The following is a 26,406-nucleotide window of genomic DNA, read 5'->3' on the forward strand; positions in this document are numbered from 1 at the left end:
TTGATCGCCCAGTAGCCCTGCTGCCCGATCAGACATGACGCATTGTGAGCGCCGCCCGCCAGATCGTGCCGCGCGGCGAATGAGCTCATGAGCGCCTGGAGTCCGGCCAAGGCGGGGACGCATCCCGCTTCTTCATTTTCCTTCTCTGAGATGACAGCTGCCCCAGATCGGCATGCGTCCTTTAGCCCAATCAGCTCGATCCTTCTCGACCGCGCCTCATTAGCGATAAGAATTCAGCCAGATACTCTGAAGGTTCGCATTTCTGATCTTCCACGCCCTTCAAAGCATCCTTGAGCCCAGGACATCTGTCTGCAAAAAACGGCGGTTCAAACGTGGTTATCATTGCGTCCGAGAAGTCGGTTTTTACAAAGCTTGCCTGGAAAGGCACAATTCCACTCAAGTTAGTCTTGCAGAGCGAGGATTGATTCATTCGAACGTATGCGGTACGGGCGGCTTCCAGGTTGCTGCCAGTCATTCCTGCCGCAATATATGACTGAACAAGGTTGGCTCCCTCGAAATTTGCGCGCTTCAATGCCATGGACTGCGGAGGATCACCGGTAATCATTGAGCGATATAGGTACGCCTGCGAAAAATCTGAATCATCGATATCGCAATCGCGTATAAACGCACAGCGCGCACGAAAGCCACGCAATAGGGCGGATCGCATCGTGCTCTCGAAGATCGAAATGGCTTCCCCTGATGCGCGAGATAGATCAGCTCCATCGAGCTGACAAGAACGAACGGATACTCCGTTCAACACCGCGCCGACGAGGTTGGCATTGGCGAGGTTTACGGACAGAAGTCGCGCCTCCGATAGGTCTGCCTCTTCAAGCTCCGCCTTCGCAAGATTCGAGAGGCTGAAATCCGCAAAGGGGGCGCTCAGCGCTTTGGCCAGAATGCGGCCGCTCGCCTTTGAAAGCCTGAGATAAGGAAGATGAGCATTTTCTAGTACAAGATTATCGATCGAAGTGGGGCGCACGATTGATAGAAACTCACCCCTTGACTGCGAGAGCGAGCTGCCGGTCAGATGCGCCTTCGTCATCGTAACTTGGTTTAACTTGGCAAAACGAAAGGACGAGCAAGGCAGGTAGCATTCATTGATGGCCGATCCTTGCAGTTCGGCGCCATCAAAGACAGCCTGGCTCGCGTCACATTGATAGAAGAGGACGCCACTTAGAACTGCGTTGTCGAGACGGGTCCTTCGCATGCTGCACCCGTGGAACAGGCTACCGGTTGCATCGATGAGATTGCGCAAACTTGCATCATCGAAATTGCAGACCTGCGCGGCAATAGCATGCATATACGCAAAGTCGAGCTTGGCTCCGCGGAAACTTGCTCGCTCTAATCCCGGGCAAACAAGGTTGGCCTCGGACAGATCTGCACCATCCAGCTTCGCTCCGTGAAGTTGTGCACGATTGAGGATGCATCGCCGCAACGGAAATCCGGATAGATCGTGACCGGTGAAGTTCTCGCAAGATAGCCGCAGGCCGATGCCGGTCTTCTTGATCGCGTCCTCGGTTCGCCTTCCCACCGCAGCCAACGCAGACGCCCGATCACCGTTTCGGCTCCAGTAGCGAACAAAGTCGCCATCTGCCGAAGATTGGCTTATCGCCGTTGCACGGATTCCCAACTCCTCAGGCACGCTGAAATGGCTAGTGGCGTCGATAGCTTGCGTCATTGCCGGCGTTCTTCCATTCTCGATGAGAGCGCACTTTCTCAGCCTCGTTTGCCGGGCGCTTTTTGCATGGCCCGCCGGTTTGAAGTAGCCAAGGTTTGCCGCGAGCGCCTTTTGGGATTTCTTTCTGCGACTTAAGCATCATCCCTCATCAGGATCTAACTTACCTGACCGGGCCTCTTGAATTGTGCGATCACGAACCGACACGCACGAAAAGCCTGAGCAAGTTGCAGCAGACGGAGTTGATCTCCCAGGACGTCACCCTTGGGTACTTAATCAGTCTGTCGACAGTCGAGCGAAAAACGCCGCAACTTCGGCTACCCCCGAGTTCGTGCTTCTAACAGTTGGCCTCACGATGCACTTCAATAGCAACGTCTGTGCCAGTCCCTCATCTATCCTGATAGACGTTGAATTATTGTCTAAAAACAGCGCTCGGCGGAAGCCGTCTGGGCTTTGGTAACTGACAAGGACTTGCGTCCTGTCACAAACCGGACAATCATTCACAACGCTCGTAACGGCGGGTCCTGCTTGTTCTCTATCGCTTCGACCACAAGTGCGATGTCCCTCTCCATGACCGTCGAGTGACGTTGCCTTCAATGCACGTTGGCGCATTCTCCAGATGTCGTACTATTGAGCCACAATTCGCCGCCTGCGTTCCTCAGTTTTCGTCCCGGCGACGCAGTTCCGTCCCGGAAATTCGCCGACAACGTCGCGCGAGGTTCTGGGGGCGGAGTTCGGGTCAGGAGTCACATGAAGGGGCGCGCAATTGTATTGTAGGCGCGGATAGGCTGTCGCTTTTTTTACGACGTCGGAGGTGCCGGATGGACGTGACGGGTGATGAGCGTGAAGAAGCGTTCGACCTGGTCGAGGCAGGAAGCATAGGCTGGTGTGAAGTGAATGTGCCAGCGCGGACGTCGGGCGAGCCAAGTCCTGATCTTGGATGCTTGTGGGTGGCGTGGTTGCCAGACGAGATGGATGTCAGGCGGGCCGGCAAATTAGTCTCGATGTGCCTTAGAAAGGCACGCAACTCCTGGTGACTGCGCGGTTTAGCATCTTCTTCCGAATCGAACGGCTTGCCTTGGTATGAAGGCGAAGCGAACCCTTAACCCGTCTTCGCGGATTGGCGGGTTTTGAAGATACCCGGTCGTTGTAAATCAAAGGCTTATGTCAAAAGGTCTTCACTACGGCGGTTGGCTTGGGTGACGGCGGCTGTGGTGATCCTGGGCGGCGGCTGCGGTGGCAGGCGGAGTTTCAGCCGGTCGATCAGGAGCTGCAGTTCGGGTTCTGGGTGGGTATAGCGAGTGAGCAGGATCTCGCGCCCGTCGGTGGTCGGCAGATGGACGTCGATCATCTGGACGGCGGCGAACTTTTCGAGCGCGCTGCGCGCGGTCAGCCCGGGCGCCAGCGCATGAAGGCGACGGGTCAGCGTGATCTGCATGCAGTAGGCCAGGAAGGCGATGAAGATGTGGGCTTCGATCCGCTTCTCGTCCTGATGGAAGACCGGACGGATCGCCAGGTCGCCTTTGAGATTGCGGAAGGCCTCTTCGACGGCGACGAGCTGGGTGTAGTATTGCCATAGTTGGGCGGGATCGTTGTCGCTGAGATTGGTGCGCAGCAGGTAGCGGCCTTCGCGCCGCCGTGTCGTTCGCAGCTTCTTGCGATTGAGCGCGAAGGTGAAGCTCGGGCGCTCCTTGTCGATCTCGATATCAACCAGACGCCAGGCGGCCGGCGCCTTCGAACGCGCGCCGCCGAGTTTCATCAGCAGCTCTTCGCGCGTGACCTCCATCGCGTCGATTTGCCGGAGCCGCCTCCACAGCCACTTCAACTGCCGCCGCCGCATCGCGCGTTCCTTGGTGACCCGATCGGCGCTTTGCGCGAAGACATAAAGCTCGCCGTCCTCGGCCAACAGCTTCACCTTCACGCCCTCCCGCGCCTCCTGCCATGGCTTTTGCAGCAGGTGCTTCTCCAGCCGGTTCAGGCGTCCCTTCGGCGTTCCCACCAGATACTGCACCGGCGGATCGCTGTTGCGCATCTCGGCCAGCACCGCCTCGGTCGGCACGCCGCGATCCATCACCCAGACCCGCCGCGCCTTGCCATATTGCAGTTCGATCTTGCCCAGGAACATCCGCAGCGTCTTGCTGTCGGCGGTGTTGCCGGGCAGCACCTCGTAAGCCAGCGGCAAGCCGTCCGGCGTCACCACCAGCGCGATCACGACTTGCGGGCAGTCCGGCCGCTTGTCGCGGCTGTAGCCGTGGCGGCGCTTGCTGCCTTGCGGCAAGTCCGAGGCGTTGACCTCGAAGTAGGTGCTGGTCAGATCGTACAGCAGCACGTCGAAGTCGGCGTTGAACAGATCGCGCCAACGCCCGACCAGATGCGAGAACAGCGCCTCCTTATGCTCGAGCAACAGGTCATGGCAGGCATAGAGCTTGTGCTCTTCAGCCAGGCCGAAGTCAGTCCCCAAGAGATCGGCCATCGCGCTGTTGCCGAACCATTGCCGATGTAGCCGCCATTCGCTGCCCGGCGCGATCAGCCGATAGGTCGCGAGCACTTGCAGGATTTGATCCCACCTCGTCTTCTTGCGGCTCGGGGGCAACCGATCGGCCCAGAACCGATCAAGCTGAAGTTCCTGCCACAACTGCCCGGCCAGCCAGCACGCGCCCCATTGGCGTGGGCGACGAAGCTGCATCTCGGACAGGCGAAGCTGAACGACAGACGCATCGCCTGCGACCGCATCGCATCGATCCTCCGGGAATAGCGCCAGTGTCCGCGGGCGGCCGGCATCCTCGTCGAACACCTCGATCGCCTTGCGCCAGGCCGCCGCCTGCGAAGAGTTGATCTCGCCGAGATACAGCACATGCCGCTGTACCACGCGTCCGTCGTCGAGCCGCTTGCTCTCGACGACGTTCCAGTAATGGTGCGCCTTGCCGTTCTTCTTTCGCTCGGTGCGTCGCAGGAACATGACGCGCAGAATCTATCCGCATCATCCCGCCCTTGGGAATCGGGTAGGTCTTCACTACAGCCATTTTCGGCCGAATCCGACGACCTCGCTCCTTGCAAATCAATCACTTAGCCGAGCAAAAAATCTCAAAATCCGCGATTTCGAGCGCGAATCCGCGAAGTCGGGTTAAGTCGCTTCGCATTCCTGATTCTCACGCCGATAATTGTGATTTTGCGCAATCAAGTGAACGCTCTGAGAGCACGCCTGCTCGCCAGCCGATGGAAACGCATGACGAGGAGCCCCGCGTACATGGTCGTCCCGATTGACAAGCCGATCCAGACACCAGTCGCACCAAGCCCGATCTTCAAACCAAGCACGTAGCCAAGTGAGAAGCCGATCAGCCAATAAGCAATGCCGACGAACAGAAGTGGCACCCGAGTGTCCTTCAGTCCGCGGAGACCTCCCGCCGCAATGCTCTGCGCGGCATCAGTGACAAAAAGGCTCGCGGCGACCACAAGGAGCTCTGCAGTCAGTCCGATCGTTGCGTCGGCATCTTCGGCCGATTTGTCTAAAAACAGCTCGGCGATCTCAAAACGAGCGACGATCACCGCAACTGTCAGCAAGGCAGCGATGAGGGTACCGAGCAGCATCGCGACCAGGCCTGCCCGCTTGATGCCGGGATCGTCGTTGCGGCCAACCGCATGGCCAACGCGTACGGCCGCCGCCATGCTGATGCCGAAAGCGATCATGGATGTAATCACGGTGATCTGAAGCGCGATCTGATGAGCAGCGAGTGCACTGGTGCTGATCAGGCCCGCTAGGAGCGCGGCAGCCGACAAAACTCCGTACTGCATCAGGGAGGCGATTGAGATCGGAGTTCCGATCACGATCAGCTGTCGCAAGAAGGGCCAATCGAATTGCCAGAGATCTGCAAGCACGTGGTAGTTACGGAAAGGACGACGCGTTGTGGCAAACCACAAACCGGCCAGGAACATCGCACAGTTCACCAGCGTGCTCGCAAGCGCCGCCCCGAACAGCTCAAGCCGCGGCAGCCCGCACTTCCCATAGACCAGCAGATACACGAGCAGGGCGTTGAGGGGGATTGCCGCCAGCGTGATCCACAAGATCGGCTCCGGCCGGTTGACCGCACTCATGAAATTACGGATGGCTTGAAGCCATAGCGCCGGCAACACGCCCAAGGCCAGTCCGAACAGATATTGCTGGGCGAGCCGCGCCGCGTCTGGCGCCTGACCGAAAGCGAGCAATATTTGCTCTCCGCGAAACGCAAACGCGATGATCGGGAACGATAGCATCAGCGCCGCCCACAGCCCCGTGCGCAGTGCGCGCTGTACCATAGCAAGATTCCCGGCCCCATAGGCCTGCGCCGCCAAAGGTGCGATCGGCGCCAGCAGGCCCGCCCCAAAGGTGAAGCTGACGAGATAGAGCGTGACGGCCAGGGCGGCCGCGGCGAGTGCCTCAGGCCCGATGTGCCCGATAAAGGCAAGATCTGTCGTCAGCATCGCGACCTGCGCAAGCTGTGTCAACACCATCGGCCACGCGAGCTTCACAGTTTCGCTGAGCTCGATCGTGAGGTGTCGGCCAGCCGCCCGTCTCGTGCCCCCCTGCCGCAAAACTGATACTGGTTTTGCTTCGACTATTTTGTCCATGGAAATCTATCTACTCGGTTTGCCCCGGCCGCAAACGACTCTTGTTCCGCCGAGATGATGCTCTTTGCCGCCCTGAAGTCGCGATTGCCTGCCGATGCGGAATCGGCCCGCTTGGGCAGCTGCGCCTCACAGAGGAGGCGCGCATCGGCCTGGGCTTACCGTTAAGCCTGGGGTTTGGCGACTACTCGCCCGCTGATGCGCGGCTTGATCAGGGCCTCCGCCAGCGCATCGACTTTTTGGCGCATTTTAAGCGCAAAGAAGACGCGGCAGGTGGCTGGGGCATCGCGATGGGTGCGGGCGTGGACGGCAATCGAGGCTTGGTCGATCACCTTGGCGAAAGCGTGCGCGAGCGCGCACTGAGTCGGACAGTGGCGTTCGGGAGTCGCAATCGCACGCGACGCATACGTGAACTGAGAGGCTATGATCTTATGAGCCATCACTACGATTCCTTGAGCATGCCATGCTGGATGACAGCTACTTTTCAAGGCTCGTGCCAACTGCGATAGCTTGATTTGTAGGGCTATTTTGCCTTAGCGGGCGTGTCCTCGTCCGACAACATGTCGCAAATCCCACAGTCGGCATCAAAGACGAGCCCAAAGCCCGCAGACATCCTGCAATTTCTGCACCGCAGGAATCCCAATAGACGGACGCCGATATGACAACCCCTCCGAGCTCACCAGCGCCGCAAATCGGCTAGACTGAACTCTCGACTCGAATGGCAGTAACGCTGCACGCAATGACAAGGGCCTCGCTTGCTGAAGAGGATGTGGCCTCTACGCGTTTCAATCGCCAAAGGTCTTGGCCCGATCGTCGAAACGGCCTTCATCACAGGATTGGGAATGAGCGCACTTATGCGATCGTCTTTAGAGGCGTCTGAATGAACGATTGACGGCCCCGCCGCGCGCAAGACTTGGGACTGCGGCGATCAAGCGCTTGGTGTAGTCGGTACGCGGATTGACGAATATCTCGTCCCTGGTGCCGGTCTCGACGACGCGCCCTTGCCGCATGACCATGACGCGGTCGCTGAGATGGCGGACCACACCGAGATCATGCGAAATGAAGATGTAGCTCATGTTAAGATGCGCCTTCAGATCGGCAAGGAGGACCAGCACTTGTGCCTGGATTAAGACGTCGAGCGCGGAGACCGGTTCATCACAGACGATCACGGCGGGCCTTGGAGCGATCGCGCGGGCGATCGCAACGCGCTGGCGCTGACCGCCCGAGAGTTCGAGAGGTCGGCGATTCAGGAAGGCTGGCGATAGTCCGACCAAATCAAGGAGCTGGATAACGCGCTGATCGCGCTCGCCTCTGGTCAACACGTCACTGGTGAGGCTATCGGATATGATGCGTCCCACAGTCCAGCGAGGATCAAAGGAACTGAGGGGATCCTGGTAAATGACGGAGATTGCCCGGCGCCGCGCTCTGCGCTCGCGATCAGTGAGCGTGGTCCAGGCCTGTCCTTGAAACAGAACGGCCCCATCGTCGGGCAGGTCGAGCGCCAGCGCCATTCGTGCCATCGTCGACTTGCCAGATCCGGACTCGCCGACGACGCCCAGAGTCTCGCCAGATCGCAGCTCAAACGAGACATCGTCGACGACAGTCCGCAGCACGCCGTCGGGCCCTTTGAACCGCTTCACAAGATTTGCCGCGCTGAGCACGATGGGAGGGAATGTCGATGGTAATTGCTCCAGAGAGTGTGACTGCGGCTGCGGCGGCCGTGCAGCGGCCAATAACGACAGACCAGGGCCGCGCGGGCGAGCAGAGGGCACAGCATCCAGAAGCTGGCGCGTATAGGCGTGCTGCGGGTCCTGGAAAACCTGGTCTGCCGATCCGCGCTCGACGACCTCGCCTTCATGCATGACCAAGACCTCGTCGGCTATCCGGGAGACCACCGCCAGATCATGGCTGATCAAGATGAGCGCCTTGCCCCGAACCTTGGTCTCTTCCAGTAGTCCCAGCACTTGTGCCTGCACGGTGACGTCGAGAGCCGTGGTCGGCTCGTCGGCGATCAGGATGCGTGGATCTAGCGCCAGAGCGGCGGCGATGAGCGCGCGTTGGCGCTGGCCACCAGATAGCTGATGCGGCAGTTGCCGGGCCTTAATCTCGGCTTCAGGGAGCCCGACGAGCTCAAGGAGTGCCATGACGCGCCTTTCGAGCTCCTCACGGGAGGTAATCGCATGATGGAGACACAATGCTTCGCCGATCTCCTTGCCCACCGGGCGTAGCGGGTCGAGCGCCACGAGCGCATCTTGCAGAACGAACCCGATCTCCTTGCCACGGACGCGCTGCCAGCTGCGGTCATCAAGACCTATGAGATCGGTGCCTGCGAAGTTCAGTTGACGCGCATGGACATGAGCCCGGCGGCCGGCAAGACCGACAATGGCGCGCGAGGTCACGCTCTTGCCGGAGCCGGACCCGCCGACGATTGCGAGGCAGCGGCCAGCCTGGAGAGAGAAAGAGACACCGCGCACGGCTGTTCCCTCAGGAAGATCCCGCCCGAATGAGACACAGAGCGAATCGACAGTAAGGAGGTCCGCCTGCGGGGGGACCTGCCGAGGGGGAACGTGGAGCATTTCAGATCTTTCCTTCTAACAGGTCCTGGAAATAGCGTCCGAGGATGGTCAGGCTGAGAGCAAAAACCACAACGGCAACGCCCGGCATGATCTCAAGCCACCATGCATAGATCACATAGTTGCGCCCAGCATTCAGCAGCGCGCCCCATTCAGGCGCCGGGGGAGCAACGCCGAGGCCGAGAAACGCAAGACCTGCGGCCCAGATGATGGCTTGCCCAACACCAAGCGTCATCATCGCAGTGAGCGGGCTCATCGCGTTGGGAATGATATGCCTCCACAGGATACGCGAATAAGGATGACCAAGTGCCTTGGCAGCCTCCACATAGGCCGCCCCTTTTACCGAGAGGATCTGGCCTCTGATCATGCGAGCATAGCCCGGTGCTGTGCCGATTCCGACCGCTATGACCTCGGTCAGCACTGACGGTCCGAATACGCTCACCAACAGAAGCGCGAGGAAAAGCGTGGGAAGTGCGAACAGTACGTCCAAAAGGCGGCTGAGAACGTTGTCGAGCGCGCCGCCCAAAAGTCCGGCGACCAGGCCGAAAGCCAACGCAATAGCGATGCTCAGCGCGGTTGCGCCAAAACCGATCGTGAGAGACTCGCCTGCTCCCTCCACAATTCGGGAGTAAAGATCCCGGCCCGATTGGTCCGTTCCGAACCAGTGCGCTAACGAGGGAGCTTGCAATGGTGCCGTCAAATCAATAGCGAGCGGGTCGTGCGTCTGCAGCAGACCCGGCGCAGTCGCCGCGACTATAAAGACTCCAGTGATGATCAGAGCGACGTAAACTCGTAGAGGAGCATGACGAACGATCTGCGGTGCCTCTCCTAGCTGCGAAGACACGCTCAAGTCGCCGACCCTGCTCATGTCATTTTGATCCTTGGATCTACGATCCGGTAGGTGAGATCGACGACCATGCTGGAGATGGCGAACAGGCCGGCGGAAATCAAAATAGCCCCCGAGACGACTGGAACGTCTCGAGAGGACGTCGCAGCGACAAGGACTCCGCCAAGGCCTTGACGCGCAAAAACGGCCTCAATTAGGATCGCACCGGAAAGAAGCTTTCCGATAGCCCAACCTGACAAAGTAATACCGGGCAACGCTGCATGACGCAGGACATGGCGAAACCTGACGCCGACCTCACCCATACCTCGCGCCCGAGAGGAGATGACAAATGGCTGCTCGAGGACACGCGTGAATTCGCTGCGAACGATTTGCCCCAGGAATCCCGACAATTCCAGCGCCAACGCAGTCGTTGGAAGAACGAGACCGATCGGGGAATTCCCTCCGATGACGGGGAAAATGCGAAGCTGTACCGCAAAGACAACGAGCAGAATTGTAGCTAGCCAGTAGGGCGGCACAGTTGCCAAGAACACCTGCATTCCGCTGAGCAAGGTCGACGATATGTTGTCTCTGCCGGCTATAAGCACGGTTGTGAGGATGGAAATGACCCATGCCGCAATCAGCGCCGCAAGCGCCAGAATAATCGTAGGGCCAATCTGTTCTGCGATGATGTCAACGACGGGCCGATGCTGCTGGTACGACTGGCCAAGATCTCCGTGCAGGATACCCCAGATGTATCTCGCGTATTGAAGAACAAGTGGCTGATCAAAGCCGTATTTTGCGTTGACCGCCGCAAGCTCTCCGGGAGGGGCGTCTCCAACGTTGCCACTGGTCATGTTGATGATGATCTGGGCGCGATCGCCGGGCAGCAGGCACTGAACAAGGAACGTGAAAGTCGCAGCAAGCCACACGACGCACGCAGCGGACACGAGCCGGCCCGCAAGCCAACCTATCCAATTATGAGATGGGATATTGACGGGCATCATTTCTTGTCGGCGAAATGAGCGTCATAAAAGACCGGTTCGCCGACCGACCCACGGTCCAGCCAGACATCTTTCAACTTTGGGCTGGTCGCCAAGGTGACATCCAGCACTGTGAAGCCAAGTACGGCGGCTTTCTCTACTATTTTGCGTTCCGCCTGCTGATAGAGAGCAGTCCGCCCGCCATCGTTGAATTCCTGTTCTGCTTTCCGGATGACATCCCATAACGCCTCATCCTGGTAGCGTGACGGATTGAAGCGATTACGCTCGCCGTTCTGGTCAGGCTTCCAAGAAATGCGGAAGATCTCTGCGCCGGGTGCAACCCAATAGAGGAGCACAACCTCGTAGTCGTTCGGACCAAGATTCTTCCCGGCAAAGAAATCCGCCTGATTTGTCGGCTGAAGGCGCACGTCGAATCCGGCAGCTTTTGCCTGCTGCTGGATGACCTGCAATGCCTGCTCGCCATCGGGCTTTAGAAACGCACTTGAATAGGAGATACGCACGACAAGGGGCTTGCCATTCTTGAGGCGAATGCCGGCATTATTGTGCTCAGTCCAACCCGCCTGATCCAGGAGCTGATTGGCCTTTCCAACGTCATACGCATAGGACCGCCCGAGCCCGCTGATATATTCCGGCGAACTCTGACTCAGCGCACCATTGGCCTCGAATGGCAAAGCGCCCAGGAAGGACAATTCAACAGCGGCTCTTCGGTCGGCAGAGTGTGCAAAAGCCTGCCGGACGAGCACATCGTCAAACGGGGGCCGTGCCGTATACAACGCCAAGCGTAAAGGGGTGCCGCCCGTAATATGTCGCAAGACGGTGAAGCGGGAATTGGCGTCCTTCCAAGCAACCGCCGGAATATCATAGACGACGTCAGATTCGCCCGTAAGCAGCGAGCCATAACGAACCGTCTGATCCGAAAGAAACCGCCAGTCGATGCCATCAACGTAAGCCGGCCCCTGATGCTTTGCGTTGACCGGCGCCGAATTGTAATTCGGGTTGCGGCGGAACACAACGTTTCGCCCGTGATTCCACTTCTCAACTATGAACGGACCTGATCCGACCGGGCTGTTGCAGTTCACAGCAAGTCCGCGCTTGAGCGCAGTTGGTGACAAGATGCCTTGGGAGGACTGTGCGAGAACGTTGAGCAGCGGCTGAAACGGGGTCTTCAGCGTTATCCGCAACGTGAGCGGCGCAACTGCTGTCGCCGATTCAAAGCTGTCTTCGAGGTAAGGAGCGGCAGTAGGGTTGCGACGATCCGGATCATTGCCGAGCCATCCGTTGATGTTCTCGGCAACGGCTCGTGCATCGAGGGGCGTCCCGTCGGTAAACTTCACATCCGGCTTGATCTCAAACGTGTATACTTTTTTGTCGCCGGAGATTGTCCACGAGGTGGCCAGCCAGGGCACAATGTTTCCATCTTCACTCCGAGCGACCAAATTGTCGCTATACTGCCGTTGAAGATACCATTGCTGCACCCATCCTCCGAACAGGCATGGCGGCTCTTGAAAATGCCCATAACGAATAACGCCTCCTCGCTTCAAGCTGCCGGCTGAAGCGTCTTGGGCATAGCCGCTCGTCATAGTCGCGATCTGCGACAGGCTTGAGAGCGCGAACAGCATAGCCGTCGCCTTTTGCCTTTTTCGACCGTTCGGTTGGATGGCGAGACGCCCAATGCTCGTGCGTGCGATAACAGACATATTCAAACTCCAGTGAATATGGACAAACCGTGCGTCACACCGACGACGGAGTCGCCAACTTCTCCGCAGGAACGCCGTGATGAGGGATTCCAAGATGCTCGCGCAGCGTCTCACCCTGGTATTCAGTGCGGAACAGCCCGCGGCTCTGTAGAATCGGCACGACATGGTCGACAAAGGCCGCCGCGCCGTCTTCCAGGACGTCTGGAATGATGTTGAAGCCATCAACTGCACCAGCGCGGAACCATGACTCGATCGAATCGGCGATCTGTTCGGGTGCGCCCACGACCAGGCGATGACCAAAGGCTTGAACGCTGCCGATGATCTCGCGGACCGTGCGGCCTTCGCGTGCCAGAGCTTCCATCGTGCGGTGATGACCGACCGAAAACGGAACATTCTGCGGGTCGGGCAAGAGTTTTTCGGGAATGGGCTGGTCGAGACTGAGTTTCTCGACCGGCACTTCCATGTCCCGTGCGAGAGCGATCATGGCGCGCTTCAGATCAAGGAGCGCGTCAATTTCCTTCTTTCGGCGCTGTGCCTCTTCTTCCGTGTCGCCGATGAAGGTGACAAGACCGGGAAGGATGAGTGGAGTTGCAACGCGGCCAAATTGTCGCGAGAGCGCACGCACGCGCTCGGATTCCCGGATAGCCGTCGTCAAGTCGCCGGCTGCGGAAAAAACGACATCGGCGCTGCGCGCGGCGAGGCGCACGCCAGGATCCGAACCTCCAGCCTGAACGATAACGGGATAGCCTTGGCGCGAGCCGGGATGGGTGAGCGGGCCTCGGATTGCGAACGCATTCTTGCTGGGATTGAGCAGCCGGAAATGATCGTTATTGGCGTAAACTCCAGATGCCTGATCAGCAATGATGGTCTCATCCCCCCAGCTCAGCCAGAGAGCACGGACGGCTTCAACGAACTCCTCGGCGCGCTTGTAGCGCTCTTCGCGTCCGATCTGGCGACCACCAAAGTTTGCTACCGTCGCTGGGCTGGATGTCGTAACCGCATTCCAGGCGGCTCGGCCGCCACTAATGACATCGAGCGACTGGAAACGGCGCGCCAGATTGTATGGCTCATTGTAGGTCGTCGACGCCGTTGCGATCAGCCCGATGCGCGTTGTCTCGCGCGCGATTACGGAAAGCACAAGCGTAGGCTCAAGCCCATTGAGTGGCGGCTGCCGAGTGATGTCGAAGGGCACCGCGGGGGTATCCGCTAGAAACACCGCATCCAACTGGCCGCGCTCGGCAATCTTCGCAGCACGAACGTAATGGCCGATGTCGAAGAAGGCGCTTGGGTTGGTACCCGGCCAACGCCACGCTGCGGAGTGACCGCCCGCGCCGTGAAGGTTGAGGCCAAGACGAAGCGTGCGGATGACGGAAGACATAGACACTCCCAAATGCGGCGACCTCGAAGCTGCCGGCAACGCCTTCAATGACAAATTGATGTTGATCACGCTGTTCGGCTACTGACCTCGCCCCTGGCGGAGGCTTGGCCAGAGTGCGCCCGAAGAAGGGCCGCGAGCGACCACGTTTCGAGACAATAACCTCAAAGGTAAGACTTTGGGCATTGCGCTGGCCAATACTCAGCCGCTTGGCACGGCGGACAGGCATCAAGTGAAGCCAGACCTGATTGTGGTGCTGATCTGGCTCTGCAGCGGCGCACTCCATTCGGATTTCCACTCAAGCGCCCGCAGCAACAGTCTGCGGGACGCACATGCCGCACGAGAAGACGATGACCAACTGCGTGCGCAAGGCCGTGCTTCCCAATTGCATCGCAAATTGCATCATAACAAACAGTGTCCTTGGATTCGGCAGCCAACGAAAGGTAGCTCGTTATAGGACAACGTGTAGCTGTGACGAGCACTTGAACGCAATAGTTGAGTATTTCAATCTACTGCCGCCAGTTGGTATCCTTTTCTAAGACGAGCTCTTGTTCGATTCATTTGAACGCATTGGCCGCACCGTCAAGTTGCGCGAACTCCGCTGATGCTGTGACCTTCGTTCTTTCGCATCCTTACTTCGAAACGTAACGGCAGGATCGATGCACAAACTTCTGATGGTGAGACGTGCATTTGAGTCGACAGTGTGGAGCAGAACTTTGACGCTGGCGAATAGTTGCAAGCGTGGGCAGTATGGATCCGACGGCAACATCAAATAATGCGATTGAATGCGCTTCTTTTTGCGATGTATTGTGTGAGAACTGGCAGCACTATCGGACCCTCGTGGCTCGCAATGCGTTCCGGATCTTTATTCGGTCCTGCACACCGCGGTGTCTGACGTCGCCACGTTTTTGCCCGCCCAGAGGTGCCGACATGCTCCGTGCAGGCCAGAGAGCGCGTGATGCCCACAGCCTCATAGCCGAGTGCGCTGACCACCCATGAAAGCCAGCGTGACGCCGCGCTGCCAGACCCACAGGTCAAGGGCAAAATCGCGCGACACGACCTCACTGCCCTGGTCGACGCGGATCGTCGCCGGGAATCCCACTTCCTTGCAGGCGCTTTCCAGGATCGCCACGACGTTGCTGCCGCGGAAGGTGAACCGGGGCTGCAGAGCGAGAAGCAATACGATCCGGGCGACTTCTTCCCAGTTGGCGCCGTCGGCCTGCGCATCGAGCAGTCGCCAATACGTCAACAGATGCTGTTCGTCATAGGAAGTCAGCACCAACTCATTCGGCGCCGCGTGCCCGACATCTGGGTCTAACGCCGGCTCTTTCATGTAAGCTCACGCGGCGAGTTCGCTATCTTTTGCGAAACTTGAGACAATAGACCGGTTATAGCCAGTGGTTTGATGGCCTGCAGAATGGCTGCTTTGGCGCATGAAATCTCGTGCGCTTGTGGCCTGGAATGTGCGGCGAATCCGCGTGGATCTCGGTATTCCGCAGGAGCAATTGGCTTACGATGCGGACATTGACCGCTCATATATGGGCGCTGTTGAGAGGCAAGATGCGAATCCAACAATCGATCTGCTCGATCGGATCGGTAAATCGCTTGGCGTCCATCTATCTGAGTTCTTTCTCCAACCGCCCAAAGGAGCAACGTCCCATAAGACATTGCGCAAAGGTCGCAAGCCGGCTCGTCCACATCACAAGAAGAAATAGCGCTCTGCTCGCGTGAGTTCGCTGAAAATATTGTAATTTGCTGGACGGGAATTTCGAAAGCTGCGGAAGCGCAAAGGCTTCACGCAGGAGAGATTCGCATAGGCCTCCGGCAACAATACATCAGCGGGTTGGAGTGTCGACGCAATCCCACTGTGTGAATCTGTTCGCGCTCGCAAGCAACGCTAGGCAAGGCGGTTCGCGTGGGCTCAGTTGGGATCCGGGCATCGCCAGGGTAGCCAACGGACAATCTGGTTTTCAGGACCTCCCAACGGCAGCAATCGTCATCGCCCCATCATTCCGCCGCCCACCGATGGCTGAGGCAACTTATGGCGGAATTGCCGGCGCTCTACCGTACAAGGCCGCGCTCGCCGTGCCACCCGGCGCAGCCGCAGGTGCGCCAATGCCAGACTTTGAATTGCCGTAGGGCGGGACGCGGGCGTGTTCGCCCCTGGATTACCGCCAAGCTCCTCAATTTGTGCTAATTGCAGGCTTGCCGACGGTCCGTCATGACGCCTTTGCTGGCAGTCCGACGGCTGCGTTCTCCAATCGGACGAGTTCTAGTCGTCCTGCCGCGCCGATCGAAACAAGAGAAACTGAGCTGCGGGCCTTGCTGTCGGCTTCAAGAACGCTCCTCCTGAGTAGATCGAGCGGGGGTCACGCACGAGGCGTACTCACCGACCTTGCACGCCACGACAGAACGAGTGCGTGTCCTTCGCCGTCAAACAGGTTCGGCTTAGTTGAGGAATCAGGTACACGAATCTAACACATGCTGTTTTTGGGAGATTTGACGCGAGGCTCTCCCGGTTAAGCACCGGTATGTGTTCGACGGGGGCGCCAGCATATGCGCTTGGTAGATGGTAATTGTGCCGTGCCTGCCGACACGATGGACGAGGCAAGCATCGCATGAACTCCTATTTTCCGGCGCTGGCTTGCGGACCACGCCGGAGTATCATCGCGCCCCCTGGAATTGCGCGATGCACGTCTTTCGCACCCTGTTCTTGTTCCTGGCTACCCTTCTTCCTCTTAGCCTGTGGTCCTCACAGTATTCGGGATCAATATCCGCGTGGCAACCAGCGCACTCGTGCCGGCGCTGATCTTTTGGCTCGTGCTCGACTTCGCGCTTGGTTTTGCTATTCTTGGCGCGGCGATCGCATTGCTTGAGGTTGCGGACGTGATCCTAAACCATTTTACGACCGCCGGGATGTGGTCGCTTACTGCCATCCTGATGGTCACCGGCGCTGCATTGCTGACCATTGATCACTTGGTGTTCGAGCGCCGGCGGCCCGCGATGATCGACAATCCTGCCGATCTGTTGGTCGGACCGATGTTCGTCGCAGCGAAGTTGGTTGTCGCGCTCGGATTTCGGCACGATCTCGGCATCCTCGTCGGGAAGCCTCGCCAGGTATCTTCCCGGTAAACCATGCTTTCTTGTTCCCGCAGCAAGGGTTCAATCGATAGGACCTCCGAGAGCTTGTGAGCGAGAACTGAGGTCGGTGCGAAGGTCTCGATCAGCTTGTGGGCTACCCGCACCCAGTCCAAGGTCCATTCGAAATCAGGGGTGAAAAGATCCGGATATCCTTCTCCTTGCAGTCTCATGGAGAGCGATATGTGAAACTCACTATCAGTCTTGACCGCTTACACATTATGGATTGCTGTCATGGAAACGCCTCAAGAGCCGCCCCGCCCGATGAGATCGGGAGGGGCGTTAGCGGAGCGAGGCTTCTCGCCGGTCTTGCGTGGCCGCGACCAGAGGAGCGTATAGCCTTCGCCGGTTTCGTCGAACAGGTTGGCGTTAAGCGATGGAGGTACCGAGGAAGATTCGGCCGCGCTGTCCGATTTTTGCTGGAATTGACCCCAAGGCGCCGCGCACGAATGGCCCTTGACCACTTCCAAACCGGGCCGCGTTCTAGCCTGATATCCTGTTGAGTTGGCAATTCGCTTCACGCTCCGCAAGCTCCACTGCTCGCAAAATGGGTGTGGCACCACATCAACGTTTAGGGGCGCTAGTACCCACTTTTCTTGGATCGTGAGTCGTGATTCAAGATATGGATGATCCCCGAAGCAAGAGAAGTCCACCTTTCGCGGAAAGATCGCAAGGTGCTTGAGGCGTGTTGTCGCTCGCCGGTGACGTTGCAGCGCGATTTCAAGCGGGCGCGGATCGTTCTGTTGGCGGCGGACGGGCGCAGCACCCGCTTGATAGCCAAGGAAGTTGGGGTCCAGCCGCGGATTGTCAGCCTTTGGCGGCATCGCTATGCCGACCAAGGCCTTGAAGGCTGCAAGACAAGCCGCGGCTGGCAAGCAGCCGATTTATACGAAGGTCACCGACAAGCGGATTCTGAAGCTGCTGGATAAGCCGCCCCCGCAAGGGTCTGCGCGCTGGACCGGCCCTCTGCTGGCCGAGGCGCTGGGCGATGTTGACAACCAATATGTCTGGCGGTTCCTGCGCAGCCACAAGATTGACCTCGCGGCTCGCAAGTCCTGGTGCGAGAGCAACGACCCGAACTTTACGGCCAAAGCTGCCGATGTTGTTGGCCTCTACGTCGCCCCGCCCGCGAAGGCCATTGTACTGTGCGTGGACGAGAAGCCCTCGATCCAGGCTTTGGAGCGAGCGCAGAGCTATCTGAAGTTGCCCAATGGCCGCGCCTTGACCGGCCAGAGCCACGATTACAAGCGGCATGGCACAACAACACTGTTTGCGGCGCTCGAGGTCGCCACTGGAAAGATCATCGCGGCTCATTCAAAACGGCGTCGCCGCGTCGAGTTTCTCGACTTCATGAACAGCGTCACCGCGGCCTTTCCGGGCCGAAAGCTTCACGTCATCCTCGACAACCTCAACACCCACAAGAAGAACGAGCCCTGGCTCAAGGCCCACCCCAACGTGCAATTTCATTTCACGCCGACAAGTACGTCCCTGGCTCAATCAGGTCGAGGTATGGTTTTCGATCTTGCAGGGGCAGTCGCTTAGCGGCACCTCCTTCACAAGCCTCAAGCAGCTTCAGGAACACATCGATGCCTACGTCAACGCGTACAACGACAAAGCCGAGCCCTTCGTCTGGACCAAGAAAAAGGTCCGTCAACGCCATTTCAAAGGCCGCCGTATCACTCAGCTCTGATTCCGGGTACTAGGACGACATTGAAGGAAGGAAACGGTCGTCGGAAAGCAGCAAGCGATCGCGCGCTAGGTCCATCTCGCGAGCCGCAGCGTCGGTAAGCACGAAGGTCGGGCAAGTGGGATTGCCGCAGCCGCAGAGCCTGATTTCTCCGGGACAGCAGCTCTTTTAATCGGCGGCGAAGCTGATCCAGTTTACGGACCGTCAGCTCCAGAGCGCTGCGGATACCCGCATCGCGGATATGGTGTAACGAGGGAAGTCGGTGGATTTCGACACATTCTCGCGTTTGCCAAATGCCTATGCTGAGCACTCTGATAGTGTCGTCGATGGCCTGTTGGAACGCGTGGAGATTGCTCTCCTGCTGAAATGGCGTCCGAAACGCTGGGCGATCGAATGCCCGGGCGAACATTGCAGGGCCTGCCCGTCATCAACGTCCTGAAACGTATCGACGAAATTGCGCAGCTCGACTTCACTGTCTGGGAACGGAACTCCGTCGACGAGGCGCCGCAGCAGAAATTCGGCCCGAAGCCGGAGATGCTCCTCGAACTCCGCGCCGGACCATATCACCACGTTAGGGACGCCCAGTTTCACGGCGGCCGATCGAACCTCATCGCGACGTTGGGCCGAGACACTGCCGCGGCATACGAACTTGAAGGCCGTCAGGTTTGCCGGTCACCGCGTTCACCGCCGCGGCCATATCCTTCTCCGCCTTTGCTTGGGTCAGGCTGCCACGATTGACGCACTGAATTACGGTGCGCTCGTCCGGTTGGTCGTCGAACGGACGTGTGCCGATGATGTCACGCCCTTGGTCGCTTCCCGTCTGGCCGAACCACGCGAGATCGGCCCAGCCGTCACAAAGGTGAAAGGCGAGCACAAGGCGCTCAAACTCGGTCCCGCTAAAATCCTCGAAACGAATGGGCCGGACGGTTCGCGCTATCGTCACCTGCCTACCTGGCTCCCCGAGCTACGGAGCGGGTTGATGATCTGAACGTCCTCGAAGTCCTTTTCATTGTCGGTCACGACGACGCACTCGTTGGCTTCGGCTACAGCAGCAATGATTGTGTCTAACGCGCTTCGCGAACGGCCTTTAGCTTTGCCGTTGGCCATCAGCCGCGCCCACACGAGGGCAGCTTTCTCGTCGAACGATAGGACGCGGCCAGCGAACAGCACTTGCGGACCTTCGGAGCCGGCGAACCACGTTTCAAGGCTGCTGCGCTTCTTGCCCTTCGGTTTCTCTAAGATGCCTCGGCGGATTTCGGCGACGGTAAGCGAAGCAATGAAGAGGTCGTCGTCTTTCTGAGCCCCCATCCAAGCCAGCAGCGAGGCCGACGGCTCCGGCTTTATGACGTTGCTGATGATATTGGTATCAAGGAGGTAGCGCGTCACAGTTCGATCTTACGCCCCTCTTCTCGCGAACGGCTAAGGTCGAGATCCGCACCGACCATAGGTGAGCGACGTAGCGCGGCGAGAATGCCGCCCGCTTTCGGACGCTCACCCGCCACTGCCTGCTGTATGGTTCGGCGAAGCTGCCCGGCTTCCGGACTTTCCTCCGTCAGTTTTCGGGCAAGGGATCGGAGTAGATCGCGGTCAGCGTCGAGCGCCTGGATCTCGAACCGCGCGATGCCACGCTTAGTCAGGCGGGACCGATAATTCTCGAGGGCTCTTTTCTGCGCACTGTTGCTCATCGCGTGCCTCCGTGCTATATCCAGATATATAGCCGCGTTTTCTTTGGAGCACAAGGCTGATGGAGTTGATATCGATCCCGGCAGATAGAGACGGCCTCTCCAGGGCATTTAGGTGCCGGGGGGTTGCCACCGTGATGAGATTCCCCCTGTTCAAAGGGGGGCGATCACAAAAACATTATTGCTACGACAACGGTCGACCCGTGCCCCGGCACTACTCTGCCCCTCGCCTACATTTGCTCATATGCGCCACAAGGCATTGATTTACAACGCATCTTTGCCTTACCAATACACCGTCCCTTGGCATCATTGTCGCGCAGCAGGATATCCCGCGCGAGGACAAGGACGCGATCGTGGCGCGACCGAGACGCACAACAGCCCAAAAGCTTTGCGTGGTCGCCGACGCGACCCACGAACCGGCTGCGCTCGCCTCATCGAAGCCCGATCCTCGCCTCGTCAATCTGGTCCGACTGCTGTCGCGACAGGCCGCAAGGGATTTCGTTCGAGCCCAAACTGATAGCCGGACGCGAGACCGCCCTCCGGAGTAAGGACGTCGCCTCGTGAAGGTCGCGCTCTACGCCCGCTATTCATCAGAGAATCAGCGAGATGCCTCCATCGAGGACCAGTTGCGGCTTTGGCGGCCTTCACATGAACTCTACAATGGGGCTGATTGCTGCTAGCGCGGACTCTGCGGGCCACTTCTTCAACGACCCCTACGTGCACTTCCTGCGCAACGCGCTCGGCGTATCGAATCTACCAACCACTTTGTCCGGAGAACACCGAATTCGGAATATTCCCGCGAGCCTGGGCCGGGCAACGCTTGGCCGCTTGATTTTTGGTGGCTGCATTAGTTCAACGGACCTCCGCCTCAGCCAACCATGCCCGCCGTACGTTACGCCATCGTCGATCTCATCCTTTGGCCGCCGTCTCAACGGTGCCCAAATTGTCGGAAGCGCATCCGTGAAGGACTTCAGCACAAAACGATTCTGCCAAAGTAGTGCTAGAAGTTGCTCCAGGCGCGGATCGCGCGGCCGACCCGCCCATGTGCCACAGACGCCACTTCACGGCTCTGATGTCCCTGTCGATGGTTGGAAGCGCTTCAAAGGGGCCTGATCGGGATCGTACGATGTGATCGGCGATCTGCTGCATGGGCTGGATCTTCATGGCAATATGAAACCAGTCGATGATGTGGGTCGTTGGTTTCGGCATGGCGCGGGGCAGCCGCTTTAGGATTTCGGCCCCGTCCGAGATCACCGTCAGATCCCCAATGCCGCGATATCCGACTTCCTGGAGAGAGTGAAGAGCACGATCGCGGATTGCCTGCTGGTCGGTGCTGCCGGTGACGAAATAGCGACCGTCCCTTTCTCCCCGTCCCCCGCGGCCGCATCTGGCCACGACGAGCTCGAAATTTCGCGCCGAATGTTGATAGCGCTACGAACGTGCGCCGTATCAATGCTGATGACGAACTCTTTGCGCCGATCTCCGGGAAGCTGCATCTCAAGCTGGCATCGGTCATCCGTTTGGGACCTCGCGCGCCAAGTTTGCTGCATGACCTGGTCGTCGAGCCGCTTGCCGATCCTGATGGTACGCTTGCGCACGGTCGCATGCGTCTCAGTCGGTTCAGTGGGCAGGAAATCGGCCAGCACCTTCGCCGCCTGCCGGTAGGGCAGCATGCTTCCTAGCCGCGCCGTCAGTTCCATCAGCTCCGGTGTCGCTCGATCGGGACAAATTTCCTTCAGCGGCGCGAAGGCACCGACCATCCCTGGATGGCATTCCCGGCACAGCATCCATCGGGGACTGCGAACCTCAACGGTGCCGAAGACGGTTCGGATCCGGCGTGTCGTGTAGTCCTTGACCGGTCGGAACGTATGGCAATCCGGGCAAACCCGGCGAAGAAGGGCATACGTCTCCGCCTCATGATTCACGACCGCGTTCTGCAGCGCTGCCATGATCTTCTTGCTATCGCCGATCGACAAGCCGATGTCGCCGTCGAACAGGCTCTCCCAGCTATTGTCTATGCGGACCTCCTTCCGGCATGTGTCGCCAAATTCGTTCCGGCCCTCGATCGTAACCGTCCATTCCACCGCCATCGCTTTGTCTCAAAACGATGCTGATGGACTGCTCGAGCCTAACAACCCGTGTTTGACCCCAGAGAAGTTACCGGTCTCCTCACGACCGACCGCGCATGACTCGGGGTCAATGTGGATCGCTACTCTTTCATTGCAATGGACTTGCACCATCTACTCCTTGCCGGTCTCCCGGCGCACCTTGTTCCGACCCATTCAGGGGCTCAGCTCATTCGGCGTGGCCGATCACCCCGATCAAAGCATCGACATAGGCGTCGAATGCGGCTTCACTCTCGGCTGTCCAGTCGGGCATGGCGGGGCGCTTCCCTGATCACGAAGCAGCCCCCTAACAAATCCGCGACCAGCGCGAATCCCCCCGCATCCGCGACTTTCTGACTCAGTAGGACTAGGCGCCCGCCGCCACGTGCGGGCGACGCCGGCATCAACCGGCGGGCAGATGCGCCGAGGGCAACAAGCGCGCCTGACGCAACGCCGCCAGATCAGCCGAGCCGGTGCAGAAGCAGGCGACGGCCAACTGGCGGATGACGATCTCGAAATGCGCGACAACCGCCTCGGTGGATACCGTAGCCGCGCGCAGCACGCCGGCCGCCTGCCCGGCGATGTCCGCGCCCAGGCGGATGGCCTTGGCCACGTCGACGCCGTCGCGGATCCCGCTCGACGCGATCAGCTTCACCGTTGGCAGCGCCCGACGTACCGCCTGCACGCTGGCCGGGGTCGGAATCCCCCAATCGGCGAACGCCATCGCCACTGCACGGTCGGCGGCATCGCGGGCGCGCTCGCCCTCCACCGCGGCCCAACTGGTGCCGCCGGCGCCGGCGACATCGATCACCGCCACGCCCGCCTCGACGAGCGCACAGGCCACCGAGGCGGACAGGCCCGACCCCACTTCCTTGGCCACGATCGGCACGCCCACGCTGCGCGCGGCGCGAGCGATCTGCGCCAGGACGCCGCGCCAGTCGCGGTCGCCCTCCGGCTGTACCGCTTCCTGCAGCGGATTGAGATGGACGATGAGTCCATCGGCCTCCAGCGCATCCACCGCCCGGCGCGCCAGGTCCAGGCCGTCGGCCTCGCGCAGTTGCGCAGCGCCGATATTGGCCAGCAAGGGAATGTCTGGGGCCAGGCGGCGCAGCGCGCGCGTCAGCCCCTGGGAGTTGCGGGATTGCAGGCTCACGCGCTGCGAACCGACGCACATGGCGATCCCCAAGGCTTGCGCTGCCTCGCTCAGATGCCGGTTGATGGCATCGGCTCGTGGCATGCCGCCGGTCATGGAGCTGATCAGCAGCGGCGCGCGCATGGTCTTACCCAGCAGCGAGGCGCGCAGGTCGATCTGCGTCAGGTCCAACTCGGGCAATGCGCAGTGTTCGAAACGGATGTACTCCCAGCCGGCGGCGACCGTGGCCGGCGCCGTTCGCCGATCCAGCACGATGTCCAGATGGTCGTCCTTGCGCCGGCTCAGGGCGGTGTCGCTCATGCTCGCTCCATCCGTCGCATCGCGCGACGGCGTTGCGTCGGATCGGACCGACGGCAGCGCGCGCACACCGCCGCCTCCCGCGCGTTCAGGCCGGCGCACGCTGGCCTCCCCCGCAGCGTCGCTTCGGTAGCGGCTGGTCGAGGTCTGGTAGTACTGCGCGCGGATGGCCGCCATGGCCTCGATCAACGGTCCCCACGGCGCGGGAAAGCGTTCTTCCGCCATCACCCGGTGCAGCATGCGAGTATGGCCGGCCAGCTCGTCGTTGAGGAACTCCACCGCAGGCATAGCCGGATAGCGCTGCAGCAGCAGGATCGCCGCGTTGTCGGCCTCGCCGGCCGACCTGTCCTTGTCGCGTCCATGCAGATCGTTCTGCAGGCGCCCTATCGCGGAGATGAGCCGCAGGACCTGGCGAAACGCCGGACGCGCGCGCAAGGTCGCCATGTCCAGCCCCCACAGCAACGACAGGCAACAGAACACGTTCGTGTAGGCGATCGAATCGATGCCGTTGTGCAGGTACTCGGCGTAGGACCAGCGTTCCGCCTGCGCGTGTCCGGCGCGCAGCGCCGCGCAGTAGCACCGGGTATCGTCGAGAAGCTGAGCATAGTCGCGACGATCGTAGGCGAGCGCGGCCAGCGAAGCGCGCAGCACAGCGCAGCCCTCGAATCCGGGGAGCGCGCACGGCACGCCCTGCCCCAGCGCCTGCTCCACTGCGGCGAGCTGCTCCGGCGCGATCAGGCCAAGGTCGTTGCAATCGTCGAGCCAGAACAGCAGCGCCAGTTCGCGATAGAACGCCACGATCAGCGTTTCGTCCTGCGGATCGCGGCCGGTGCGGGCGCTGGTGTCGCGCAGGCTCGGGTGGATGCGCTGCAGGATGTACTGGCCGCCCCTGACCGCTTCCACGGCATGCTCGTCGGCGAACCCGGTCAGGGAACGCCCCCACTCCAGCACCTGCTGCAGCGCGCGTTCGGTCTGGATCATGGCGCCGCTCCTGCTCCCTCGGCCAGGGCGCGCCGCCCCCAACGAAGCGCCAGCCACAACCCGGCGAGTTCGGCCACGCGCACGACCCGGGTGGGGCAATACAGTTCCTTGCCGATCCACAGCGGCGTCTGCGGCAATGCATGCGCCGCATGGCGGGCGAGCATCCACTCCAGCGCACGCGCCACCGCCTGCGCGATGCGCCGGCGCCCTGTCGGCTCTTCGCTCCCGTCCATCACGTACAACGCGAACAGCGCATAGGCGGTTTCCTCGAATGTGGACGCGCGACCAGCGCCCCAGCCGCCGTCGTCGCGCTGCGCCTGCAGCAGCGCCGCCAGCGCGCGCTCGTCGCGCCACTGGGACTTGCCTTGCGCCAGCGCAGCGACCGCATGCGCGGTGGGATACAGCCACGAAACGTGCCATTTTTCGTTGTCCCATAGGCCGTGCGGGTTGCGATTGGCCTCGACGTAGGCGCTGGTGCCGGTGGCGGGCTTTCCCAACAGTCGCAACGCATGCAGGGCATGGATGTTGGTCGACACCGAGGCATTGCGCTCGCCGGGGAAGGTGACGAACAGCTCGCCGATTTCGAAATGGCGCAACGCATCGACCGCCGGGTCGCGGCCTGCAAGGCGCAGGACGCACAACGCAACGGCGGTGTCGTCCGCATCGGCCGCGAAGTGCAAGGCCGGGCCCAGACCGCGCACACCCAGGCGGGCGTCGAGCTGCGCGACGATCACGCGCACCGCCTCGGCGAGCGCGGGATGCGCGAACAGCCCGGCCAGATGCAGGGTGTACAGCGACCAGCATGGCTCGAACACATTGATCGGCCAGACGTTGGGAACGACACCTTCGATGCCGCTGCGCGTCGCCCGCGATGCCGCCTGCAGATACGCGTCGGCGCGCCCGACCTGCGGCGTGCTCCCCTGTGTCACGGCGTGCGCATGCCACGCGGCGGTGGCCGCCGGACTGATGCCGATGCTGCCGTCGTCATCCGGGCATGCGGTGGTCGGCGACGTCCCCCAGGCTTCCCAGGAGTGCAGCAACGGATGGCCGCTCGGCAACGTCGCCACCGCCCCCAGCTTGACCAGGCACGCTTGCCGCAACGGCAACAGCGCCGGGTGGCGCGGAAACGCCACGCCGCCCAGCAAGGATGCGGCCTCGCCGCACAACTGCGGCAGGATCAGCTCCGCGCCGATCGGCGCGTCTTCCGGCACCGCATGCGCGTAGGGATCGGGCTGGCGCTCGAAGAACCGGGTTGCAGCCTGGACTGCGTCGGCAGCGCCGGGAAGAGGATCGGCACGCTGCAATGCCAGCAACGCCGCCCACGTGGGCGCATGGCGGAACAGCGGGAAGTCCGCGCTTCCCCATCCGCCATCGGCCTGTTGCTGCGCGATGAGCCACGCGTATGCGTCCTGCCGACCGGTGACGTTGCCGTGGAACTGCAGAGCTCGCGCCGTGTCGTAGACGGACGGACCAACGCTGCCGCCGTCGCTCATCTCGCTCAGCAGGTGGCGCAATTCGGAAAGGATCTGTTCGGACAGCGCGTTCACGCGGGATGTTCCTTCTGCAGACGGTCGACGAGAACCAGGATCGGGCAGACGCCGCGCACGTCGCCGC

Annotated in this window: 19 protein-coding genes and 4 pseudogenes; 4 read left to right on the plus strand and 19 right to left on the minus strand. The window is 60.3% G+C overall.

Features of this window, described 5'->3' with window-relative positions; translation table 11 throughout:
- Positions 1 to 190 precede the first annotated feature (190 nt).
- The 11 genes and pseudogenes from IVB18_RS42515 to IVB18_RS42565 all read right to left on the minus strand — a co-directional run.
- Positions 191 to 1,678, minus strand: a complete 1,488-nt coding sequence (locus tag IVB18_RS42515) for a pentapeptide repeat-containing protein (protein WP_247986079.1) — start codon at positions 1,676 to 1,678, stop codon at positions 191 to 193.
- A gap of 1,159 nt (positions 1,679 to 2,837) precedes the next feature.
- Complete coding sequence (locus IVB18_RS42520; RefSeq protein WP_247983193.1) at positions 2,838 to 4,634, minus strand: IS1634 family transposase; 1,797 nt, start codon at positions 4,632 to 4,634, stop codon at positions 2,838 to 2,840.
- Between the two features lie 218 nt (positions 4,635 to 4,852).
- The gene (locus IVB18_RS42525; RefSeq protein WP_346732592.1) at positions 4,853 to 6,163 is read right to left on the minus strand and encodes an MATE family efflux transporter; all 1,311 of its coding nucleotides are present in this window, start codon (positions 6,161 to 6,163) and stop codon (positions 4,853 to 4,855) included.
- A 278-nt stretch (positions 6,164 to 6,441) separates the two neighbouring features.
- Positions 6,442 to 6,717, minus strand: coding sequence for a hypothetical protein (locus IVB18_RS42530; RefSeq protein ID WP_247986081.1), 276 nt, complete (start codon positions 6,715 to 6,717; stop codon positions 6,442 to 6,444).
- Between the two features lie 426 nt (positions 6,718 to 7,143).
- On the minus strand, positions 7,144 to 8,853 hold the full coding sequence (locus tag IVB18_RS42535) for an ABC transporter ATP-binding protein (protein WP_247986082.1): 1,710 nt from the start codon (positions 8,851 to 8,853) through the stop codon (positions 7,144 to 7,146).
- 1 nt (position 8,854) lies between these two features.
- The gene (locus tag IVB18_RS42540) at positions 8,855 to 9,718 is read right to left on the minus strand and encodes an ABC transporter permease (RefSeq protein WP_247986083.1); all 864 of its coding nucleotides are present in this window, start codon (positions 9,716 to 9,718) and stop codon (positions 8,855 to 8,857) included.
- A complete protein-coding gene (locus tag IVB18_RS42545; protein ID WP_247986084.1) occupies positions 9,715 to 10,677 on the minus strand; it encodes an ABC transporter permease in 963 nt (320 codons plus the stop codon). The genes IVB18_RS42540 and IVB18_RS42545 overlap by 4 nt, the downstream gene beginning before the upstream one ends.
- A complete protein-coding gene (locus tag IVB18_RS42550) occupies positions 10,677 to 12,374 on the minus strand; it encodes an ABC transporter substrate-binding protein (RefSeq protein ID WP_247986085.1) in 1,698 nt (565 codons plus the stop codon). The genes IVB18_RS42545 and IVB18_RS42550 overlap by 1 nt, the downstream gene beginning before the upstream one ends.
- 34 nt (positions 12,375 to 12,408) lie before the next feature.
- Positions 12,409 to 13,752 carry an NtaA/DmoA family FMN-dependent monooxygenase gene (locus IVB18_RS42555; protein WP_247986086.1) on the minus strand — a complete coding sequence of 448 codons (1,344 nt, stop codon included), beginning with the start codon at positions 13,750 to 13,752 and terminating at the stop codon, positions 12,409 to 12,411.
- Positions 13,753 to 14,752: 1,000 nt separating this feature from the next.
- Positions 14,753 to 14,908: pseudogene (locus tag IVB18_RS42560) on the minus strand (IS3 family transposase); the annotation flags it as partial.
- An 18-nt stretch (positions 14,909 to 14,926) separates the two neighbouring features.
- A pseudogene (locus tag IVB18_RS42565) lies at positions 14,927 to 15,082 on the minus strand (DUF2285 domain-containing protein); the annotation flags it as partial.
- 100 nt (positions 15,083 to 15,182) lie between these two features.
- On the opposite strand from IVB18_RS42565, the gene IVB18_RS42570 reads away from it, so the two are divergent.
- The 4 genes and pseudogenes from IVB18_RS42570 (at position 15,183) to IVB18_RS42585 (ending at position 19,013) form a co-directional block, all read left to right on the plus strand.
- On the plus strand, positions 15,183 to 15,464 hold the full coding sequence (locus tag IVB18_RS42570; protein WP_247986087.1) for a helix-turn-helix transcriptional regulator: 282 nt from the start codon (positions 15,183 to 15,185) through the stop codon (positions 15,462 to 15,464).
- A gap of 1,081 nt (positions 15,465 to 16,545) precedes the next feature.
- Positions 16,546 to 16,881: an Mpo1-like protein gene (locus IVB18_RS42575; protein ID WP_247986088.1), complete on the plus strand. Its 336-nt coding sequence runs from the start codon at positions 16,546 to 16,548 to the stop codon at positions 16,879 to 16,881.
- Between the two features lie 632 nt (positions 16,882 to 17,513).
- Positions 17,514 to 18,577, plus strand: a pseudogene (locus IVB18_RS42580) (IS630 family transposase).
- Positions 18,578 to 18,836: 259 nt separating this feature from the next.
- Positions 18,837 to 19,013, plus strand: a complete 177-nt coding sequence (locus IVB18_RS42585) for a hypothetical protein (protein WP_247986089.1) — start codon at positions 18,837 to 18,839, stop codon at positions 19,011 to 19,013.
- 168 nt (positions 19,014 to 19,181) lie between these two features.
- On the opposite strand, the gene IVB18_RS42590 is transcribed toward IVB18_RS42585, so the two are convergent.
- From IVB18_RS42590 to IVB18_RS42625, 8 genes and pseudogenes are all read right to left on the minus strand, one after another.
- Entirely contained in the window at positions 19,182 to 19,448 is a 267-nt protein-coding gene (locus IVB18_RS42590) for a hypothetical protein (protein ID WP_247986090.1), read from the minus strand.
- Between the two features lie 65 nt (positions 19,449 to 19,513).
- On the minus strand, positions 19,514 to 19,960 hold the full coding sequence (locus IVB18_RS42595; RefSeq protein WP_247986091.1) for a type II toxin-antitoxin system VapC family toxin: 447 nt from the start codon (positions 19,958 to 19,960) through the stop codon (positions 19,514 to 19,516).
- Positions 19,957 to 20,259, minus strand: coding sequence for a hypothetical protein (locus tag IVB18_RS42600; RefSeq protein WP_247986092.1), 303 nt, complete (start codon positions 20,257 to 20,259; stop codon positions 19,957 to 19,959). Before IVB18_RS42600 ends, IVB18_RS42595 begins: the two co-directional genes overlap by 4 nt.
- Positions 20,260 to 21,165: 906 nt before the next feature.
- The gene (locus IVB18_RS42605) at positions 21,166 to 21,510 is read right to left on the minus strand and encodes a hypothetical protein (protein WP_247986093.1); all 345 of its coding nucleotides are present in this window, start codon (positions 21,508 to 21,510) and stop codon (positions 21,166 to 21,168) included.
- Between the two features lie 2 nt (positions 21,511 to 21,512).
- Positions 21,513 to 22,346, minus strand: a complete 834-nt coding sequence (locus IVB18_RS42610; RefSeq protein ID WP_247986094.1) for a hypothetical protein — start codon at positions 22,344 to 22,346, stop codon at positions 21,513 to 21,515.
- Between the two features lie 418 nt (positions 22,347 to 22,764).
- Complete coding sequence (gene fni / locus IVB18_RS42615; protein WP_247314241.1) at positions 22,765 to 23,814, minus strand: type 2 isopentenyl-diphosphate Delta-isomerase; 1,050 nt, start codon at positions 23,812 to 23,814, stop codon at positions 22,765 to 22,767.
- Between the two features lie 85 nt (positions 23,815 to 23,899).
- Positions 23,900 to 24,792, minus strand: a pseudogene (locus tag IVB18_RS42620) (hypothetical protein).
- Complete coding sequence (locus tag IVB18_RS42625; RefSeq protein WP_247986095.1) at positions 24,789 to 26,339, minus strand: hypothetical protein; 1,551 nt, start codon at positions 26,337 to 26,339, stop codon at positions 24,789 to 24,791. The pseudogene IVB18_RS42620 and the gene IVB18_RS42625 overlap by 4 nt, the downstream one beginning before the upstream one ends.
- Positions 26,340 to 26,406: the final 67 nt, after the last annotated feature.

Origin of the sequence: Bradyrhizobium sp. 186, assembly GCF_023101685.1 — a bacterium.
Classification (GTDB): Bacteria; Pseudomonadota; Alphaproteobacteria; order Rhizobiales; family Xanthobacteraceae; genus Bradyrhizobium.